This window comes from Thermocaproicibacter melissae (assembly GCF_024498295.1).
Classification (GTDB): Bacteria; Bacillota; Clostridia; order Oscillospirales; family Acutalibacteraceae; genus Thermocaproicibacter; species Thermocaproicibacter melissae.
The window spans coordinates 107137-127776 of sequence record NZ_CP101827.1 but is presented as its reverse complement, the minus strand read 5'-3'; the positions used below and the strand labels follow the sequence as shown (position 1 = coordinate 127776).

Sequence of the window (20640 nt, the reverse complement as noted above, 5' to 3'; positions counted from 1 at the left end):
GGAGAATACATATGATGAACAATATTCCTGAAGTCAAGCTTGGCATCATCGCTGTCAGCCGCGACTGCTTCGTAATCTCCCTGTCCGAAAGACGCAGAGGAGACATCGTAGCAAGCTGCAAGAAGAAAGGCATTTCGGTCTACGAGGCAAAAACCACCGTTGAGAACGAAGTCGATATGCTCAAAGCTGTCGACGAAGTCAAAGCTGCCGGCTGCAACGCCCTGTGCGTATTCCTCGGCAACTTCGGACCGGAGACTCCGGAAACGCAAATCGCTCAGTACTTTGACGGCCCGTGCATGTTCGCTGCTGCTGCCGAAGAACATGGCAACGACCTCATCAACGGCCGCGGCGACGCTTACTGCGGCATGCTGAACTGCTCTTACAACCTCAACATGCGCCACATCCCCGCAGTCATTCCGGAATACCCGGTTGGAACTGCCGATGACATTGCGGACATGATTCAGGACTTCATTCCGGTCGCCCGCGCAATCATCGGCATCAAGAACCTCAAGATTATCACTTTCGGCCCGCGTCCGCAGGATTTCTTTGCTTGCAACGCTCCGATTCAGCCGCTTTATGACCTCGGCGTGGAGATTCAGGAGAACTCCGAACTTGATCTGCTGGTTGCCTACAAGCAGCATGCGAACGACAAGCGCATTGCCGATGTCGCTGCCGACATGGCAAAAGAGCTCGGCGTGAAGGGCAACACTTATCCGGACCTTCTGCCGCGCATGGCTCAGTTCGAGCTCACTCTGCTTGACTGGGCGGAAGCCAACAAAGGCTCCCGTAAATATGTGGTGTTTGCGAACAAGTGCTGGCCGGCATTCCCGAAGGAATTCGGTTTTGAGCCTTGCTATGTAAACAGCCGCCTCGCCAGCCGCGGAATTCCGGTTGCCTGCGAAGTTGACATCTACGGCGCACTGAGCGAGTATATCGGCGCCTGCATCACCGGCGACGCTGTCACGCTGCTCGATATCAACAACAGCGTTCCGAAGGACCTCTGGGAAGAGGACATCAAGGGCAAATACAACTATCAGCTCAACGAGACCTTCATGGGCTTCCACTGCGGCAACACTCCGTTCTGCAAGCTTTCCGACGGCGCTATCAAGTATCAGCTCATCCAGAACCGTCTGCTTGAAAACGGCGGCGAGCCTGACTTTACACGCGGAACCCTCGAAGGCGACATCGCTCCGGGCAAGATTACTTTCTTCCGCCTCCAGAGCAGCTCCGATGCTCACCTCAAGGCATATGTTGCACAGGGTGAAGTTCTCCCGGTTGCAACACGTTCCTTCGGCGGCATTGGTATCTTCGCCATTCCGGAAATGGGCCGCTTCTACCGTCATGTCCTGATTGAAAAGAACTATCCGCACCACGGCGCGGTTGCGTTCGGCCATGTCGGTGCAGCGTTGTTCACCCTGTTCCGTTATCTGGGCGTTACTGACATTGCGTTCAACCAGCCGAAAGGTATGCTCTACAAAACGGAGAACCCTTTCGTTAAATAATTTTTTTACCACTGTGCATTGCGCGGGAAAGAGCAGACGGCTCTTTCCCGCGCATTTTTCTGTAATTTCGCCTGTTCCCGCGTGTTACTTCGCTAATTTGACAGAAAAAAGGCATTTTTGTGTTTCAAACTGTTGCGTCGGTTGATTTTTCCATCAAAGAAGCGTTATAATAAATCTGTATATTTGCATCTGAAAAAGATACGGAGGGACGGAGTTATGGTAACGGGTGTCACTTCCGCAACAGCGGTACAGAAGCCGGTTCAGGGACAAGCTTCCCCAGAACGGACGGCGGCTTTTTCGGAAGCATTGAAAAAAGCCTGCGTTCCAAACAGCACAGATTTGAACGATATCTTTGAAAGAGCGGCGGCACGTTACAATGTTCCCGTGAATCTGCTCAAAGCAGTTGCCAAGGCAGAGTCAGGTTTTCGCGCCGACGCGGTATCCCGCTGCGGAGCGCAGGGCATCATGCAGCTCATGCCGTCCACAGCCGCGGCACTCGGCGTAAAGGATTCCTTCGACCCGGAACAAAACATCATGGGCGGCGCAAAATATCTCGGACAGCTGCTTTCCTCCTTTCATGGGGATGCCAAGCTTGCGGTAGCAGCCTATAACGCAGGCAGCGGTGCCGTGCGCAAATACGGCGGCGTTCCTCCGTATGCCGAGACGCAGAACTATGTGAAAAAGGTGCTCCGTTACGCAGGCATGGATCTTTCCGTGCCGGAAACGGCGTATACTTCCGGCACGCAGAATTCTTCTTCCACCGTGCTGAGCTCGAAAGCGGAAGAGGACACCACTCTTTCAATGGATATGCTGAGTGCGGAGTTCTTCCACACATTCGCGAAGATGTATGTGCAGCGTTTGGAGCAGGATACTCTTGAAGAGTTGACAGAACATTCCAAGGAAAATATATCAGCGCAATCAATGCAATCAACGAAGTGATAGTTCTCCGCATGGAAAGGCGATGGACTGATTGGCAAACGGTAGGATCCTGGTTATTGATGACGACCGCAACAGCGTGCGCTTTTTGGAGCTGGAGCTTTGTCACGAAGGGTATTCGGTGGAAAAGGCCTATGACGGCGTGAGCGGCCTGAAGCTTGCGCAGCAGAATCTGTTTGATCTTATCATTCTCGACATCATGATGCCCGGAATGGACGGAATGGAAGTCCTCAGGAGGCTTCGCCTCACCAATACAACGCCGGTCATCATGCTGACGGCCAAGGATTCTGTGGCGGATAAGGTCAATGGATTAGACAACGGTGCGGACGATTACCTGACAAAACCGTTTGCCATTGAGGAACTTTTGGCGCGCATACGCGTCCTGCTGAAAAAGCATGGAAACGACAGAAACCGTGAATTGCAGGAGCTTCACTGGGGAGATTTGACCGTAAACTGCAGCGCACGCAGCGTTACATACGGCAGTGTTCCGATTCAGCTGACAAAAAGAAATTATCGAAGAGGCCAGCGACATGCAGCACTTGGTGGAGAACCTTTTGTTTCTGGCCCGTGCCGACGGCCACAGCCAACAGGTGCACCCTGAGCTTTTCAGCGCGTCGGATATGATGAAGGACCTTGCCGAGGAAACAAGGCTCATCGACAATACCATAGAATAACGGAGTCCATTGAACCGAACGTCATGCTGACGGCTGACCCCGCGATGATGAAGCAGGCAGTGCGCGCTATTGCCGAAAACAGCCGAAAATATACGCCGGAAGGCGGGAGCATCACCTTCTTGTGCAGGCGCGAAAAAGATCATGTCGTTCTCGCGGTGGAGGATACCGGCATCGGAATTTCGAAACAGGACCTCCCGCATATATTTGACCGCTTTTACAAGGCAGACGTCGCGCGCACGCGCGGAAAGACCAGCTCCTCGGGCCTCGGCCTTGCCATTGTGAAATGGATTGTTGAGAACAACGGCGGCACGATTGTGGTAAAAAGCGCACTCGGCGAAGGAACTTCCATGGCCTTCCTGATGCCGGCACAGGCAGGGCCGAAAGAACCGATAGTAGAAAATTGAGGGAATTAGGTTGAATTTTGTTTCGGATTTATGTAAAATGTATATTGGCGTATGATATATATTTTTTCTATAGATTCGTAAAAAGTGAGGGATTGCCATGTCAAACAGGTTATTTCAGGGCGTGATTCATCAGATGCGCGATGCCATTGACCGCACCATCGGAGTTGTGGATGAAACATGCGTTATCATTGCGTGCAGTGAGCTTGGCCGTATCGGTGAGGTAAATGAGAGCATCACGCAGGAGGCTTTTGTGTCGCCTGGTACCTTTGTTGTGGACGGCTATACCTATAAATCATTTGGAAATCGTCCGCGCCCGGAATATGCCGTGTTTGTCTCCGGCAGTGACCCTGAAGCGAGCCGTTACGCTTCCCTTCTTGCTGTTTCGCTCAGCAGCATTAAACAGTACTATGATGAAAAGTACGACAGAAGCAATTTCATTAAGAATGTAATCCTCGACAACATCCTGCCGGGCGACATTTACCTGAAGGCGCGCGAGCTTCACTTTAACACCGATGTTTCCCGTGTGTGCATGCTTATCAAGGTTACCAATAAAACCGACATTTCCGCTTATGACGTCGTGCAGAACCTTTTCCCGGATAAGAGCAAGGACTTCGTCATCAACATCAACGAGACGGATATTGCCCTTGTTAAGGAAATCCGCCCCGGAATCGAGTCGAAGGACCTCGACAAGCTCGCAAGCTCAATTGCAGACACGCTCAACAGTGAATTCTACACGCACTGCGTCGTCGGCATCGGCACAGTCGTCACCGGAATCAAAGACCTTGCACGTTCCTTTAAAGAGGCACAGGTTGCACTGGAAGTCGGCAAGGTGTTCGACACCGAACGCACCATCGTCAGCTACGACAACCTCGGCATCGCCCGCCTGATTTATCAGCTCCCCACAACTTTGTGCGAAGCATTTTTGAAGGAAGTCTTTAAGCGCGGTTCAATTGATTCGCTGGATCACGAGACGCTGTTTACCATTCAGCGCTTCTTTGAAAACAACCTGAACGTTTCCGAGACTTCCCGTAAGCTGTTTGTACACCGCAACACGCTGGTTTACCGCTTGGAAAAGATTAAGAAGATTACAGGTCTCGACCTCCGCGAATTTGAAGACGCCATCGTGTTCAAAGTAGCGCTTATGGTTAAAAAATACCTTGCTTCCAATCCTGTAAAATTCTGATTGTTTGGAAATGTCAAAAAGTGTTACAAAAATATTACAAAAATATTCTTTTATAGAACAATAAATTGTATACCCATTGGTATGATGGAAACATACCAATGGGTATCGCTTTACGTTTCGCTATTTAGGGGCGAAGCGCGGTTGGAAAAATGGGGAATGAGTTGTGAAAAAAATATGGAGCTGCTGTACGTATGATAGAGTTTCGAAATGTGTGTAAGGTATACCCCAACGGGACACAAGCTCTCAATAACCTAAGTCTTACCGTTGAAGACGGTGAATTCGTGTTTATTGTGGGACAATCCGGCGCGGGGAAGAGTACTTTTCTCAAGATGATTACCTGCGAGGAGCGCCCCACATCCGGCGAAGTGATCCTCGGGGACCAGAATCTCTCTCAAATTAAGAAAAGCGAAGTACCGTATCTTCGCCGCATGATGGGCATGGTCTTTCAAGATTTCCGTCTTATCAACAAGATGACGGTGTTTGAAAACGTGGCGTTTGCCATGCACGTTGTCGGGGCCTCCAACCGGGAGATTCGCCGCCGCGTGCCGTATATCCTCAGCCTTGTCAACTTGCAAGACAAAGCCAACTGCCACCCGCGTGAGCTTTCCGGCGGTGAGCAGCAGCGCGTTGGCCTTGCAAGGGCGCTGGTGAACAGCCCGAAGCTCCTGATTGCGGATGAGCCTACGGGTAACGTTGACCCGGCTCTTTCGTTTGAAATTGTAGACTTGCTTACGCAAATCAATAAACGCGGAACCACGATACTGATGGTCACGCATGAACAGTCGCTGGTGAAGCATTTTCAACACCGTGTGGTTGAAATCAACCACGGCAGGGTCGTATCGGATACCAGCAACATGGAGGTTCACGCATGATTAGAAGTTTCCGTTATCTTTTTAAGGAGGGCGTGCGCAATATCTGGACCAACCGCACCATGTCGCTCGCTTCGATTGGTGTTTTGGTCTCGTGCCTTCTGCTGACGGGCGCCGCTTACCTGTTTTCCCTGAACATAAATGCTGCCATGAAAACCATTGAAGGCAACAACTCTGTCAAAGTATACATGCAGCAAGGCCTCCCGGTTCTTTCTGCCGTGAAGGCCGGGCAAGAGATCAAGAAACTGGACAACATTAAGAGCTGCAAGTTTGTTCCGAAGGACGAAGCCATTGAAAAGGTCATGCAGATGCTCGGGGAAAAGGACGCGAATCTGCTGGCCGGCCTTTCCGGCAAAGACAATCCGCTGCCGGACGCTTATCAGGTTTCGTTCAAAGATCTTTCCAAATATAAAGCCACCGTGGAACAGATTAAGAAAATCAAAGGCGTTGGAAGCGTTAACGATTATTCCGACATTGCAGCCAAATTGACGAAGCTTGACCGCATCATTACCACGGGCGGCTCTTGGATTATCCTTCTGCTGAGCCTTGTGTCTCTGTTCATCATTTCAAATACCATTCGCGCAACCATGTTCTCGAGGCGCCTTGAAATCAGCATCATGAAGTCAGTCGGCGCAACGAACTGGTTCATACGCGTTCCGTTTATTGTGGAAGGCGTCATCATCGGCTTGATTTCCGGTTTGATTTCGAGCCTGCTCCTGCAGCTCATTTACGGAAAGCTGACCGGAATGCTTACTTCCATTACAATGTTTACTCCGATATCAATGAGTTCGATTTCAGGGGCTCTTACCGGTGTGTTCCTGCTTGTCGGCGGCGTTTTCGGTGCGCTCGGCGGTGTAATTTCCATCGGCAAGTACCTGAAAAAAGAGGGAGGAGACATCGTTGACTGGTAAACGACTGTTCAGGATTACTGCCGCAATTGTACTTTCGCTTGCAATCGTTTTTTCCATCCCCCTAAAGCCCGTTCCGGCTCAAGCAGACACCTTGAGCGAACTGCAGCAAAAGCAGGCTGCTCTTCAGCAGAAGAGTAAGGAACTCGATTCCCAGCTTCAGAAGCTGAAAAACGACAAGACGAAGCAGCAACAGTATTTAAACACGATTAAGGAACAGGCGTTGAATCTGGAAGATCAGCTTGAAAGCCAAAACCAGTTGATTCAGCAGCTCGACGCTGAGATCCTTAAGAAGCAGAACTCAATTGCCGCAAAACAGAAAGAAATTGACGCGGATTTCCAGAAACTGAAACAGCGTGTTTATGCGCTTTACCTGACCGGGGAAGCCTCGAATCTTGAGATTATTCTCAATGCAAAAAACATCATGGACCTTGCGGACAAGACGCAGATTCTAAAGACCATTTCTGAGCATGACACGGCCCTGATGAATTCAATCAAGAGCGACATCGACAGCATCAAGGAAGAAAAAACAGCGATTGAGAATAAGCGCAAACAGGCAAGCGCAACGAAAACGCAGTTGCAAAGTACGCAGCAGAAATTAAATACCTTGGTAAAAGAGCAGGAACAGATTCTTGCTACTATGACGCAGAATGAGCAGGCGGTCGCTGCGGAACGGGCAAAGAACAAAGCCGAACAAGCAAAAATGGCATCCGCCATTCAAAGCTACCTCAGAAGCTATAATAGCGATGGAAAAGGTATGTCTACCGGTGAGGTATCGCGGATATACAGCGTGGCTTCAAAATATTTAGGGGTCAAATATGTTTATGGCGGCTACTCGCCAAGCGGTTTTGACTGCTCGGGCTTTGTGTCCTATGTCCTGAAAAAATGCGGCTGGAGTTTGAATGGCGCGCCGAGGATGACTTGTCACGGCTTGATGCGTTATTGCACAAAAACTTTTACTTCCCGTTCCGAGCTCCGTCCGGGTGACTTGATATTTTATCACCATTGTGACCATGTGGGCATTTATATTGGCGATAACAAGGCGATTCAGTGCGATGGGGATATCGGCAAACCGTATCCGGGAGTCGTGGTGGTCGACATAAGGGGATATTGGCTGAACTGCGATCAGGTCTATGGCAGACTGCCATAAGTGTACGATAGGATAAAACGAACGGCTGGTTTGGGAAGCCTGTCCATGAGATTGTACTAGGGGAAAGGAGAATTCTCTTGAACGGAAGACGATTTTTTAAGAAGTTGGCGGCAGCAGTGCTTTCGCTGGCCATCGTCTTTTCGGTTTCCGCGGGAAATGTTCCTGTGAAGGCTGCGTCCATGGATCAGCTGCGCAGCAAGCAATCTGCCTTGAAACAGCAACAGAAGAAGTATGAATCGCAGATTGCAAAGCTGAAAAACGACAAAGCAAAACAAGTAGAGTACAAGAATACCCTTGATTCTCAGATAAAGGGGCTGGAGGATCTCATCGACAACGAGCAGGAGCAAATTGATACGCTCAATGCCGAAATCCTCCAAAAGGAGCAGGAAATCTCCGACAAAGAGGCGGAGATTAAGGCTGACTTTCAGCGGTTGAAACAGCGTGTTTACGCACTTTACCTGACAGGCGAAGCTTCAAACCTTGAGATTATTCTGAACGCAAAAAATATTATGGACCTTGCGGACAAAGCAGAAATTCTCCGGGCCATTTCCAAGCATGACAACGACCTCATGAATCAGCTGCGAACCAACATCAACAGCATTCAGGAGCAGAAGAAACAAATCGAGCAAGACCGCAAAGAGGCTTCGGCGAAAAAGACCGACCTTGAGTCCAATCGTTCGCTGCTCAAGCAAAAATCCGCAGAAGTCCAAAAAGTGATTGCGGAGATTGCAAAGAACCAATCACAGGTGGAGGCGGCCAAAGCGCAGGTAGAGAAAGAGTATCAGGCCACAACGGAGGAACTCAATCGGGCAATCGCTCAGTATAAGGCCATAATGGCGAAGCAGAAAGGCGGCGGAAAAACATATACCGGCGGAAAGTTCCTCTGGCCTGTTCCGGGACATACGAGAATTTTTAGCGGCTACGGATGGCGAACGAGTCCAAGAGAATTCCATGATGGAATCGATATTGCAGACGGCGGAATTCGCGGCGCCGCGGTTGTGGCGGCGGCAAACGGAGTTGTCGTCGTTTCCGAAACAGCACCTTCGAGAGGAGATGCTTTTGCCAAGTACGGGAATGTTGTCGTCATCAGCCACGGCAGCGGCCTTGTCACCCTTTACGGACACATGAGCAAACGTGACGTCAGCGAAGGTCAACATGTTTCGGCAGGACAGATTATCGGCTATGTCGGTTCAACCGGTAATTCCACCGGTGATCATCTTCATTTTGAAGTACGCGTAGATTATCCAAATGTCTATACCAATAAAAACGGTACATCGAAAATGGGGAAAGCTGTTAGCCCAATGTCTTATTTGGGCGCTGGTTAGTCTGTAAAATCTTTCGGGCTGCTTCCAAACGGAGGCAGCCCAATGCCATGTCAGAAGCAAAAAGAAAGCGGCAGCCCGAAAAGCGGGCAGCCGGAAGGGTGAAGGTGAATGAGGAAAAAGTTCTCTCTCGGTGCGGTGGTGTCTGTTGCGGCGCTTTCCGCGGCGGTGACGGTGACACTGACGTATAACTTTGCCATGGACAGCTTTAACGCAAAGGTCGCCGACGTAAACGAGCGCCAAGCCATGTACACCAAACTGAGTGAAATCGACCGGAAGGTTCGGCAGGACTATGTCGGCCATATTGACGAAAAGACTTTGACCGACGCAATCTGCGCCGGGTATCTTTCCGGACTCGGCGATTCCCGTTCCCAGTACCTTTCGGCAAAGAAATACAAACAGTATCGCAACTATACCGACGCCAAAAGTATCGGCGTCGGCATTGACACGGTTCAGGATACCGACGGCAACATGAAGGTCATTTCGGTGGCCTCCGGTTCTCCCGGTGAAAAGGCAGGCATCAAGAAGGGCGACACCATTATCCAGATTGACAACAAGGAAGTCGTGCGAATCACATACGCCGAAGCTGTGCAGGAGCTGGAAGGCGCTGCCGGCACGCAGGTTTCATTCAAAATTCTTCGTTCCGCTTCCGGCGGGTCAACGTCCTCGTCCTCTAACGGAGTAAATGTGATCACCGTAACGGTAACCCGCGGGGAATACACGCAGCACATGGTGGAATCCAGCATCATCAACGGCAACGTGGGCTACCTGCGTATCCGCCGGTTTAGTGAGAACACGCCGGATGACTTCAACAGCGCGGTTGCCAACCTTGTCAACAAAGGCGTCTGCGGCCTTGTTATTGATCTGCGCGGCAATGCCGGAGGAAGTATGTCCGCCGCGGCTTCTGTGTTGGATACGCTTCTGCCTGCGGGAACGATCGTTTCCGTTCGCGACCGCAGCGGTAAAACCACCGTAGAATACACCTCGAAGGCCAACGAAATCAGCCTGCCCGTCAGCATCGTAATCGACAGCGGCACCTCCGGCGCATCAGAATTGTTTGCGGTGGATATCCGCGATTTCAACAAAGGGCTGCTCATCGGAGAAAAGACAGCCGGCGTTGGAACGAAAGAAACAGCCGTGCCGCTTTCCGACGGTTCCGCGATGATTCTGGCAACAGGTGAATATCTAACTTCAGGCGGGAAAACATTTGATGGTGCAGGTGTTCAGCCGGATATTATGAAGAGTCTGAGTGCTGAGGACCATGAAAAATTTTACAGCAATAATCTTCCGGTTTCTTCCGACCCGCAGGTGCAGACCGCCGTGACGGGCCTCCAGCGGCAGGGAGCAAAGGTGCAGCAGGCACCCGGCACAGCACCCACGAGCGACGTTTCCGAAGCGGCGAAGGACTGAGCGGAACCGCAAAACCTTTTCCCGGAATGATTGACAGACCGGGCTGCGTTTACTATAATAAGATTTACTATCTAGAATTTTCGGCCGCGTACAGCGGCTTTCAAAAAAGGCGGGGTTCCATTGGCAAAGGAAATTCTTTTAACACAGAAGGGGCTTGAAAAGCTCGAAGCAGAACTCGAAGAACTCAAAAGTGTCAAGCGAAAAGAAGTATCGGAGAAAATCAAGGTTGCTCTTTCATTCGGCGACCTTTCTGAAAACAGTGAATACGACGAAGCCAAGAACGAACAGGCAATCGTAGAAGCTCGCATTGCGGATATTGAAGCAATGCTCAAACGCGTGAAGGTTATTGACGAAAGCGAACTGAGCAACGAGAATATCCACATCGGCTCAAAAGTAGAACTGCGCGTTACCAATCCGGCAACGGGTACGAGCCAAATTGTGAATTACAAAATTGTGGGTTCCAATGAAGCAGACCCGCTGGAAGGCAGCATCTCGGATGAATCTGCCGTCGGCAAGGCACTGCTGAACCACAAAACGGGTGATGTTGTCGAAATTGAAGTTCCTGCCGGCACAATGAAATATGAGGTTTTGGCAATTTCCAAGTGATGAGAAGGGCAGGAGTGGTGTTTTACCACCCTGCCAATATTTTTATTAAGAAACACCGCGTTCCTTTTGTTTGGGAGCAGGCGGATAACAATTGATCGGGATGTGTAACAGATGAACGAAGAAAAGAAGGAAACAGAGCGCACGGAAGAAAAGAAAGAATTAGGGGAAATCGAAATCCGCAGGAAAAAGCTCGAAGAGCTTTACCAAAGCGGGAAAGACCCGTTCCAAATTACAGTTTGCCCGCGCGACATTTCAGCGCAGGAGATTCGCGACCGCTTTGAAGAGCTGGAAAACAAGGACGTCTGCATTGCGGGCCGCATCATGAGCTGGCGCGACATGGGCAAAGCCAGCTTCATGGACATCTATGACCGCAGCGGACGGATTCAGGTTTACATTAAGATTGACCAGGTCGGCGAAGAAAGCTATGCCGAACTCAAGAAGTACTGGGACATCGGCGACATTATCAGCGTAAAGGGATATGTGTTCAAAACACGCCGCGGGGAAATCTCCGTCCATGCCCGCGAGATTCGCCTGCTTGCGAAGTCGCTGCTTCCGCTGCCGGAGAAATTCCACGGCTTGAAGGACACCGACCTTCGCTATCGCCAGCGCTACATTGACCTCATTGTCAACCCCGAGGTCAAGGAAACCTTTATCCGCCGCAGCAAAATCATCAAGACCATCCGTCAAATGCTCGACGACATGGGCTACATTGAAGTGGAGACCCCGGTGCTCAACACCATTCCGGGCGGCGCCGCGGCTCGTCCGTTTATCACGCACCACAATACGCTTGATATTGATATGTACCTGCGCATTGCAACGGAGCTTCATCTGAAGCGCCTCATCGTCGGCGGTATGGAGCGCGTCTATGAAATCGGACGCATTTTCCGCAATGAAGGCATGGATGTCAAGCACAATCCGGAGTTTACCACCATTGAGATGTATGAAGCCTACACCGATTATTTCGGCATGATGGACCGCACCGAAGCCATGGTTCGCGCCTGCGCGCGCGCAGCCTGCGGCACGGAAGTCGTAACCTACCAGGGTGAGGAGCTTGACTTCTCTGCGCCGTTCCGCCGCATTACCATGAATGATGCAATTAAGGAATACACAGGAATCGACTTCCTCTCCTTCAAGGGAGACACGGAGAAGGCACGCGAAGTCGCGAAGCAGCTTGGCCTGGAGCCGAAGGAAACGGATCTTTGGGGCGACATTATGGCGCTCACCTTTGACGAAAAGGTGGAAGACAAGCTGGTTCAGCCGACATTCATTTACGATTACCCGGTTGAGGTATCTCCGCTTACAAAGCGCAAGCGCAATATGCCGGAGCTTGTGGAACGCTTTGAACTGTATGTTGCGCGCTGCGAGCTTGCCAACGCTTATTCTGAGCTGAATGACCCGATTGACCAGCGTGCGCGTTTTATACGCCAGATGGAACTGCGTGCAAAGGGCGACGAGGAAGCAAACATGATTGACGAAGATTTCCTCACGGCTTTGGAATACGGTATGCCTCCTACGGGCGGCATGGGAATGGGAATCGACCGCCTTGTGATGCTGCTGACCGACAGCGCATCCATTCGCGACGTTCTGCTGTTCCCGACCATGAAGCCTCTGGAGAAATAAACCTATTAAAGGCTATACTCAAGTAATATATGGAGAACAGTACAAGGGGGACAGAAGGAGACTTCTATCCCCCTTGTTGCATAGAGGAGAAAATCTAGCGGCAGATATTCCTAAGCAAAAAGAGACCTCGATGAATCATTTTCATAACCAAGTAGAAGTTTCACGTAAAGTGTGGTATAAAGAATAAAGATTGGAATTTATAGGCAGTAAAAATTTTGAACTTGGCGGAGGAGAAAATGATATGGTTTTAAACAATGAGCAGCTGAAAAAAATATACTACGGAGCATATTCGTTTGCCGAAACAGAGGACGGATATCTTCAGGCGTTTCAGTATAGTAAGGCGCAGATGGACTATTTTGCGAAAGCATCAATTATTTGGTACGAAAGATGTTCGGCGAGTGCGGCGAAAACACTGGAGTTTGTTACTGAGGCAACTAAAATTTCTTTTGATTATAAAATAATATGGATGGGTTCACAGGATTCTTTTGAATTATGTGTGGATGGACTGATTACCGATATTGTATATGTAAAAGACATCAAAGAGGAGGGAACGATTTCATTTACTTTGGAAGGGAAAAAGAAGAACGTCATCATTTACCTTCCGGCAGACGCAACGGTTGTAATCAAGAATTTTGAAATTAATGCTGATATTATGCCTGTAAAAAAGGGCCCAAAGGTTTTGTGGCTTGGGGATTCGATCACACAGGGATATGGACCGTTAAGGTCAGGGAATACATATGTCAGCGTAGCGAACCGATTGCTTGGATACGACATTATCAATCAGGGCATAGGCGGATATATCTATGATAAAAACTCACTGATGAAGATGGAAGGTTATAAGCCGGACAAAATCATCGTTGCGCTCGGCACAAACCAGTATGGAACCGAGACCATGAAGGATATTGAAGAGTACTATGAAGTGCTTACCGAGATTTATAAGGATACCCCGATTCTGTGCATAACCCCTATTTGGAGAGGCGATAATCTGGAAGGCATTCCGACTCTTATTCGATTTTGTAATAAGATAAAGGATATTGTTAAGAAATACAAATCGGTTTCTGTAGTTGACGGATTTGAATTGGTACCGCATCTTCCGGAATATTACCTTGATAATCTTCATCCGAATCAGTTGGGTTCAGAGGTATACGGTCGGAATCTTGTAAGGGCTATTGAAAAACTGGGGTTCTAATTGTACGGAGCTACGAAGATCGAAAGAAAGGCTGAAACAGGCAGTCAATATTTCTGCATAAAGCAAGGCGGGAAACGTGTGTTTCCCGCCTTTTACGCTTTTCCGCTATTTTAATATAACAGCCTGATTCGCCGAATTTTCAGCGGTTCACCGACCGGACCATGCGGCGGTAAGTGTGGCGCACACCCTTTACGGCAATGGAATATGCCATAATGTTTTCCGGAAGCGCCATCCCCACATAACCCGAGTCACCAAGATGGTGAATATCTGTTCCGGTCATTTTGCATAGCAGAGCAATCTGCCGAATGGTATTCCGGTCGGCCCCTTCCTGCGATGTCCCTATTGCCGTCATCGTCAGTGCCCCCAGACTGTGGGCATACTCGACAAGACTGCGGATATATTCCATCGTAATTCCGGGAACGGTTCCCGGCGCCGGAAGCAATATAATATCTGCGCCGGCATTTACAAATTCCTCGATGTCGTGCCGTGTAATCAGATTTTGACCCGATTCGGAGAGAATTCCGGAAGCATGCATCTTTCCAGCGGCGAGAATTATGCGGTCTCCCAATTCCTGAGAGATTGCTTTCAAAGACTCTGTAATCGCGTGGTTCTGAACGCCGATCCCGGGATTGCCGGTCAGCAAAATCATGTCCGCACCCATCTCGCACAGGGTACGGGCGTTGGAAACGGTTGCCCGACGACCTTCAGTCAGAGCCCACACCTGATTTTCGGTGCCCGCGGCACATCCGGGGTCGGCCGGTTCCAGATTTACGGCGATGACCCTTCCGGTTAAACGCTTTAGTTCCCGGATGGTTTCGGACTTTTCTACGGGCGGCAAAGCGTAGATAAGTGGGTTGTTTACATCAAAAAGTTTCAAAATCAGCATATCCGCTCCCATGCCGGCGGCAAACTCTGCATTCGTCACCGTTTCCAGATAAGGGGGTACCGCACCGATTGTCTCACAAGCGATTACACGCCCCTCACTGAGTGCGATGGATTTCAAAAGATCGGCTTTTCCCATCTGGGCAATGTCTCCGCTGTTGCAGTCAATCAGACGTTTTACCATAATCAATCACCTTTCTTGTATCGGCGTTATCTGTGGCCTTAATGCCATCATTATAGAATTGTCCCCATAGACAGACAAGTGTAATTTTGCATTTTCAATAGAATTTTACTTCCTGAGCCGCAAAGACGCGGATGACCGGCAATTCAAACATTTTCATAGAAAGGCTTCCCATATCTAATTACTTTCTATCACTATTCCATAAATTTGTAATTGACTTTTGGCGCTGCACCCGCTATAATCATAATGGAAGCAATAATATGCTTGTGAAATAAAATTTCATATTGGGCTGTCACTGGTAATGCAGGCAAAACCAAAGTTTTACAGAACGTATTATTCGTTCTGTGAAATTTTGGTTTTTTGTTTTTCACCAGAAAGAGTGGATAGGATATTATGAAAATTTATAAATCCATAAATAATAATATCGTTACGGCTCTGGACAGCGATGGTATGGAGGTCATCGTTGTCGGAAAAGGGATCGGCTATCATGCGAAAGAAGGAACGGAGCTGAATCCCGCTTCCATACAAAAAGTCTACCGTATGGAAAATCAGAAGGATACCGACCGGCTGAAAGCGCTGTTCTCTTCTTTGCCGCCCGTGTATATTGAGGTAACGGATGAAATTTTCTGTTATGCCAAACGCGTTTTAAACAAGCGTCTGAATGAACGCGCCTATATATCGCTTGCCGATCACATTCATTTTGCCGCACAGAGGCATCGGGACGGTCTGGATTTTTCAAATCCGCTTCTAAACGAAATTCGCCGGTTTTATTCGGTGGAATATCAGATTGGCCTGTATGCCCTGGAAATCATTCGCAAGCGCCTCAACATCACATTCCCCTGCGATGAGGCTGCCTCAATTGCCATTCATATTCTGGACGCGGAATATGATATCTCGGAAAAAGGCACGTTTGACGCGGCGAAGCTTATGAATGGAATTCTGGATATTGTGGAAAACAAAGAACATTTCAAAATACACGACGGGGATTACTACCATGAGAGGTTTTTGACCCACTTGAAATTCTTGACCCTGCGGATTGTGAAGAACCAACCCTTCAACAAAAAAGGCATATCCGCAATTTGCGGATATGCCTTTTCGTTGCAGAAATGCTCAAACAATCTTTTTGACCTTTTTCATGCATTCTTCAATTTCAGCGAGATTCGGCATTGCGGGGATAGCGCCTTTTTTCGTTGTGGTGAGGCTACCCGCTGCGTTTGCAAAGTCGAGGATTTCATTCCATTCGTCAGCGCTTATCTTGCTGATTTCATCCAGCGACTTTCCCTTCAGTTTCCATAGCATAGCACCGAAGAACGCATCTCCCGCGCCCGTGGTGTCGACAGTTTTTACATCGTAAGTGTTAGAAAGGGCGCAAGATGTTTTTGTGTGATAATAAGCCCCTTTGCTTCCCATCGTTATGATGACAAGCACTGCGCCGTATTGCGCTAATTCTTCTGCGCCTGCTTTGAGGTCTTGCTTGCCGGTGAGTAAAACCATTTCTTCATAGGATACCTTGACAATATCAGCAAGTTTCAATGCTTCCAAAATTACTTTCTTAGCTTCGCTCTCGCTTTTCCAAAGAAGCGGGCGATAGTTGGGGTCATAGCTTATAATTGCACCGCTGTCCTTTGCGATTGCCGCCGCTTTTAGGGTGGTGCTTTTGGAAGGCTCGTCCGTTAAAGAAACCGAACCGAAATGGAATACATTGCAATGTGTGAGCATTTCTTTGTTTAGGTCGTCGGCGGAAAGCATGATGTCCGCGCCGGGCTTTCGGTAAAAGCTGAAACTCCGGTCGCCGCTTTCGGTTAGCTGCACAATGGCAAGCGTTGTGGGAATCTCTTCCGAAACGGCAACAGCGGAAACGTCGATTCCTGCATCTTTCATAGTTGCAGTCAGAAACTTTCCGAATTCATCGTTCCCGACCTTGCCGATAAATGCCGTTTTACCGCCGAGTTTTGTAAACATGGCAAGAACATTGGCAGGAGCTCCGCCGGGGTTGCGGACAAACTGCAGCATACCCATTTCATTTGTTCCGTTTGGAGTGAAATCAATTAAGCTTTCTCCTAATGCTACGATGTCGTACATGTCATTCACACTTTCTATATCAGATTATTTCATTTGGTTTTACAATTACTTTGATGATCGGCACTCTTCTGCATCAAAATGACATTGTAATAAAAATTATATCATTGCTAGGTATACTGTCAATGTATTCTAAACCCCATTTATTAATTAACTACCGAATTGCCATAACTTATGCTGATACATTATTCAAATTCTAAATCAGGAACCGGCGCAGAGAACTCATGCCGGTGTGTAAATTTGGGATTGTTCCGCAAGGTTCATTGTGATAAGATTAAATTAGCTATAACAATTTACATCAACAATTTGCAGCGATAAAGAACGAAGATTCAAACAAGGAAGTGATATCGTGGCGCGAGAGCGTTATCTCCTTCATGCTGGTGAGGATACCATACATGATCCAGAGGCGGAAAAAAAGGCAGAACAGGCTAACAAGACTCCGCACGGGAAATGGGAGAATTTTTGGTATTACAATAAGTGGAAAATTATCTTCGGACTGTTTGTAGCTGTTGTGGTTGTATGGTCCATTGTTACTTCCGTCACGTCGGAAAAGGCGGACTACACAGTCGGCTTGTTGACGGAGAAGACATATCCGGATTCTGTACTGGACACAATTTGCACGGAAATGGAGAAATACGGCAAAGACTTGAACGGAGATGGAAAGGTCGTTGTTCAGGTTTCGCAATTCGTGCTGCCGGGCGAAGAATCCGCAAAGACAGCAACAAACATCTCGCCTTCTTCCGACTTAGCCCAACAGCAGCAGAACATCCAGATGCTGCAGGCGTATCAGGCAAAATGGATCTCCGATATGAGCGTGGGCACCAGCATGATTCTGATTTCCGACAACGCTAATTTTATGCAGCAAGAGAAAACCAACAGAATCTTCTCTTATTTAGACGGAAGCAATCCTTCCGAAACAGCGACCGATTATGATAACATGCGCGTACCGATTGCTAAATGCCCCAAACTGGCTAATGTTGACGTTACTCTGGAAGCGGGCACTACCAGCGTGAAGATGAAGCTGTCGGAGATAATGTCCGACTGCAGCATTTCCATTCGCCGCTACAAAGGCACAGCGATTGATGGAAAAGCCGATGATTACTATAATGCCTCAATGGAACTTCTGAAAAAAATTATTTCATAGACGAGCGGAGGTTTTACCATGAGAAGCGATCAGATCAAGGAAGGCGCAAACCGCGCCCCGCAGCGCGCTCTTCTTCGTGCATTGGGCCTTACAGACAGCGAAATCAAGCGCCCGTTCGTGGCGGTTGTGTGTTCGGCAAGCGACTACATACCCGGCCATAAACATCTGCGCGAAATCAGCGAAGCCGTAAAGGCCGGCATCCGCTACGCAGGCGGTGTTCCGTTTGAATTCCAGACCATCGGCGTCTGCGACGGCATTGCCATGAACCATAAGGGGATGAAGTATTCGCTTTGCTCCCGCGAACTGATTGCAGACTCCATTGAAGTCATGCTGACGGCACATCCTCTGGACGCGGCAGTGTTCATTCCGAACTGCGACAAAATCGTTCCGGGCATGCTCATGGCGGCCTGCCGCTTGAATCTGCCGAGCGTTTTTGTCAGCGGCGGACCGATGCTCCCCGGCGAGTTCCGCGGCGAGCGAATCGGCTTCTCCGAAATGTCGGAAGCCGTCGGCAGCCACGCGGCCGGAAAATTGTCTGACGAGGACCTCCGCGAAATGGAAGAAGCCGCTTGCCCGGGCTGCGGCAGCTGCTCCGGCATGTATACCGCAAACTCGATGAACTGCCTGACGGAAGCAATCGGCTTAGCCCTTCCGGGCAACGGAACCATTCCGGCAGTTTATTCCAAGCGCATCCGCTTGGCAAAGCAGGCGGGCGAAACGGTCGTCAAGCTGTTGAAAGAGGGCAGGAGGCCGAGCGATATTCTCACAAAAGAGGCGTTCCTCAATGCGCTGCGCAGCGAAATGGCGCTTGGCTGCTCCACCAACACGGTGCTGCATCTAACCGCAATTGCTCATGAAATCGGCGTGCCGCTCGACATCGACGTCATTGACGCGGTGAGCCGCACCACCCCGCAGATTTGCAAGCTGAATCCGGCAGGCAAAATCTTCATCACCGACCTCGACAAAGTCGGCGGTATTCCTGCCGTGATGAAGGAACTTTCCCGCAAAGACCTGATTCATCTGGATATCCCCACCGTGGACGGAACGGTGCGCGAGCGTTTGGAAAAAGCGCCTGATGCCGACGGCACGGTTATCCATAAAATCGAAAACCCCTACCGTCAGGACGGCGGTATTGCAATCTTGAAGGGCAACCTTGCGCCGGAGGGCTCCGTCGTGAAGCAGGGCGCCGTTGCACCCGAAATGATGCACCACGTCGGCCCCGCCCGCTGCTTTGACAGCGAGGAGGACGCCGTTGCGGCGATTCAAGGCGGCAAAATCAAAGAGGGTGACGTCGTTGTCATCCGCTACGAAGGCCCGAAGGGCGGCCCGGGCATGCGCGAGATGCTTGCCCCGACCTCGTCGCTCACCGGCATGGGCCTCGGCTCGAGCGTGGCACTGATTACGGACGGACGTTTTTCCGGTGCAACGCGCGGCGCGGCCATCGGCCATGTATCGCCGGAAGCGGCAGCAGGCGGCTTAATCGCACTTGTGCAGGACGGCGACATCATTGATGTAGACATTACGAACCGCACGCTGACCCTGCGCGTTGACGAGGCAGAGATTGCAAAGCGCCGTGCCACTTGGAAGGCTCCGGAAAAAGAGCTAACCGGATACCTCAAGCGCTACGCGAAGCTCGTCACCTCCGGTTCCCGCGGCGCCGTGTTTGAAGACTAATTGTTCCATTGGGAGGCAATTAGTAATGTACACGGTGCAGTACGGTGTATTGAGCACGCTGGAAGCAGATGAGATTTTGGACCCTTTGGAAGTTCGTGACACGAAACTGAGGGAACTGCTTACGAAGGGGGACGATTTCGTCGTGTTCCGGCGCGGAAAAGTCACTTATGCCATTAAGCGGAATCGAATCAGAATGATTTCCCTTCGTGACAAATCTTGGAATAAAAAAGGGGGGCTCCTCAGGAGCCCTCTTTTTTGCTGTGCAGTTAATCCGCGTTGAGAAATCGCCGCAGAGCATCTATGTCGATTACGCGGATTTCACGGTAATGCGTCTGAATCCACCCGCGCCAGCAGAAATCGCTGAGAATGCGGCTGACCGTCACCCGCGAGACACCGGCGAGCGCCGCGAGGTCCTCATGCGTGGCGGAAACGACCTTACTTTCCGCCGAAAGCTGAAGCAGAAGCCGCGCAATGCGCTCATCGGCGTTCTGGAACGCGACGGTGTCAAGCTGAGCCGAAAGCATTCGGATGGTCTGTGCCAGATAGGCGAACAGGCTCACGGCAAGCTGCGGCTCCTGCCGAATACATTCCATCAGTCTTCGGCGCGTAATTGGGACGACCTCGGAGCGCGTAACCGCCCGCGCGGAGGAAACGCGCGGCAGGCCGTCGAAAAATGCGGCCTCCCCGAAAATACGCCCCGGCTTTGTGACGGAAAGCGTCTTTTCCGAGCCGTTTTCCGAGCACAGAAAAATCCGTACCCTGCCGCTTTTCAGGTAATAGAATTCTTCGGCGTGGCTGCCCTGCCAGTAAATCATTTCGCCCTTTTCAAAAATTTTTGGGGGATGGGACTTTTCGAGAATTGCCCATTCGTTCGCTTCCGCACCCGCCATTTCGCCACCGCCTTTCT

The 20640-nt window shown here is 49.9% G+C and carries 19 protein-coding genes and 1 pseudogene; 17 read left to right on the top strand and 3 right to left on the bottom strand.

The genetic code is table 11. The features are described 5' to 3' along the window. The first annotated feature begins 14 nt into the window (after positions 1–14). The 13 genes from NOG13_RS00685 (at position 15) to NOG13_RS00625 (ending at position 13773) form a co-directional block, all read left to right on the top strand. Positions 15–1502: an L-fucose/L-arabinose isomerase family protein gene (locus NOG13_RS00685; RefSeq protein ID WP_283111195.1), complete on the top strand. Its 1488-nt coding sequence runs from the start codon at positions 15–17 to the stop codon at positions 1500–1502. 216 nt (positions 1503–1718) lie between these two features. After that, a complete protein-coding gene (locus tag NOG13_RS00680; RefSeq protein WP_283110403.1) occupies positions 1719–2441 on the top strand; it encodes a lytic transglycosylase domain-containing protein in 723 nt (240 codons plus the stop codon). A 31-nt stretch (positions 2442–2472) separates the two neighbouring features. Next, positions 2473–3039, top strand: coding sequence for a response regulator transcription factor (locus NOG13_RS00675; RefSeq protein WP_283110402.1), 567 nt, complete (start codon positions 2473–2475; stop codon positions 3037–3039). A gap of 117 nt (positions 3040–3156) precedes the next feature. Continuing rightward, a complete protein-coding gene (locus tag NOG13_RS00670; RefSeq protein WP_283110401.1) occupies positions 3157–3516 on the top strand; it encodes a sensor histidine kinase in 360 nt (119 codons plus the stop codon). A 97-nt stretch (positions 3517–3613) separates the two neighbouring features. After that, positions 3614–4699 (top strand): PucR family transcriptional regulator, encoded by a 1086-nt coding sequence (locus NOG13_RS00665; RefSeq protein WP_283110400.1) that lies wholly within the window; start codon positions 3614–3616, stop codon positions 4697–4699. Between the two features lie 191 nt (positions 4700–4890). Beyond that, the gene (gene ftsE / locus NOG13_RS00660) at positions 4891–5571 is read left to right on the top strand and encodes a cell division ATP-binding protein FtsE (RefSeq protein WP_283110399.1); all 681 of its coding nucleotides are present in this window, start codon (positions 4891–4893) and stop codon (positions 5569–5571) included. Further along, positions 5568–6479, top strand: coding sequence for a permease-like cell division protein FtsX (gene ftsX / locus NOG13_RS00655; protein ID WP_283110398.1), 912 nt, complete (start codon positions 5568–5570; stop codon positions 6477–6479). Before ftsE ends, ftsX begins: the two co-directional genes overlap by 4 nt. Then, positions 6469–7626: a C40 family peptidase gene (locus NOG13_RS00650; RefSeq protein WP_283110397.1), complete on the top strand. Its 1158-nt coding sequence runs from the start codon at positions 6469–6471 to the stop codon at positions 7624–7626. The genes ftsX and NOG13_RS00650 overlap by 11 nt, the downstream gene beginning before the upstream one ends. Positions 7627–7703: 77 nt before the next feature. Then, complete coding sequence (locus tag NOG13_RS00645) at positions 7704–8951, top strand: murein hydrolase activator EnvC family protein (RefSeq protein ID WP_283110396.1); 1248 nt, start codon at positions 7704–7706, stop codon at positions 8949–8951. Between the two features lie 108 nt (positions 8952–9059). Further along, entirely contained in the window at positions 9060–10358 is a 1299-nt protein-coding gene (locus tag NOG13_RS00640) for a S41 family peptidase (protein WP_283110395.1), read from the top strand. 120 nt (positions 10359–10478) lie between these two features. Further along, positions 10479–10964 carry a transcription elongation factor GreA gene (greA, locus tag NOG13_RS00635; RefSeq protein WP_283110394.1) on the top strand — a complete coding sequence of 162 codons (486 nt, stop codon included), beginning with the start codon at positions 10479–10481 and terminating at the stop codon, positions 10962–10964. Between the two features lie 111 nt (positions 10965–11075). Next, a complete protein-coding gene (gene lysS, locus NOG13_RS00630) occupies positions 11076–12584 on the top strand; it encodes a lysine--tRNA ligase (protein WP_283110393.1) in 1509 nt (502 codons plus the stop codon). Positions 12585–12825: 241 nt separating this feature from the next. After that, entirely contained in the window at positions 12826–13773 is a 948-nt protein-coding gene (locus tag NOG13_RS00625) for an SGNH/GDSL hydrolase family protein (protein WP_283110392.1), read from the top strand. 139 nt (positions 13774–13912) lie between these two features. Here the strand turns inward: NOG13_RS00625 and NOG13_RS00620 are convergent, their stop codons facing one another. Further along, positions 13913–14839, bottom strand: a complete 927-nt coding sequence (locus tag NOG13_RS00620) for a DUF7916 family protein (RefSeq protein WP_283110391.1) — start codon at positions 14837–14839, stop codon at positions 13913–13915. Positions 14840–15229: 390 nt separating this feature from the next. Here NOG13_RS00620 and NOG13_RS00615 point away from each other — a divergent pair. After that, positions 15230–15700, top strand: a pseudogene (locus tag NOG13_RS00615) (CAT RNA binding domain-containing protein); the annotation flags it as partial. Positions 15701–15946: 246 nt separating this feature from the next. Here the strand turns inward: NOG13_RS00615 and NOG13_RS00610 are convergent. After that, positions 15947–16918, bottom strand: a complete 972-nt coding sequence (locus NOG13_RS00610; RefSeq protein WP_283110390.1) for a carbohydrate kinase family protein — start codon at positions 16916–16918, stop codon at positions 15947–15949. A 346-nt stretch (positions 16919–17264) separates the two neighbouring features. On the opposite strand from NOG13_RS00610, the gene NOG13_RS00605 reads away from it, so the two are divergent. The 3 genes from NOG13_RS00605 to NOG13_RS00595 are packed head-to-tail and all read left to right on the top strand — an operon-like array spanning position 17265 to position 20013. Then, complete coding sequence (locus NOG13_RS00605) at positions 17265–18059, top strand: hypothetical protein (RefSeq protein WP_283110389.1); 795 nt, start codon at positions 17265–17267, stop codon at positions 18057–18059. A gap of 18 nt (positions 18060–18077) precedes the next feature. Further along, positions 18078–19733 (top strand): dihydroxy-acid dehydratase, encoded by a 1656-nt coding sequence (ilvD, locus tag NOG13_RS00600; protein ID WP_283110388.1) that lies wholly within the window; start codon positions 18078–18080, stop codon positions 19731–19733. Positions 19734–19758: 25 nt separating this feature from the next. Continuing rightward, positions 19759–20013, top strand: a complete 255-nt coding sequence (locus NOG13_RS00595; RefSeq protein ID WP_283110387.1) for a hypothetical protein — start codon at positions 19759–19761, stop codon at positions 20011–20013. Here NOG13_RS00595 and NOG13_RS00590 read toward each other — a convergent pair. Further along, on the bottom strand, positions 20000–20623 hold the full coding sequence (locus NOG13_RS00590) for a Crp/Fnr family transcriptional regulator (RefSeq protein ID WP_283110386.1): 624 nt from the start codon (positions 20621–20623) through the stop codon (positions 20000–20002). The two genes, NOG13_RS00595 and NOG13_RS00590, sit on opposite strands and share 14 nt — an antisense overlap. Positions 20624–20640: the final 17 nt, after the last annotated feature.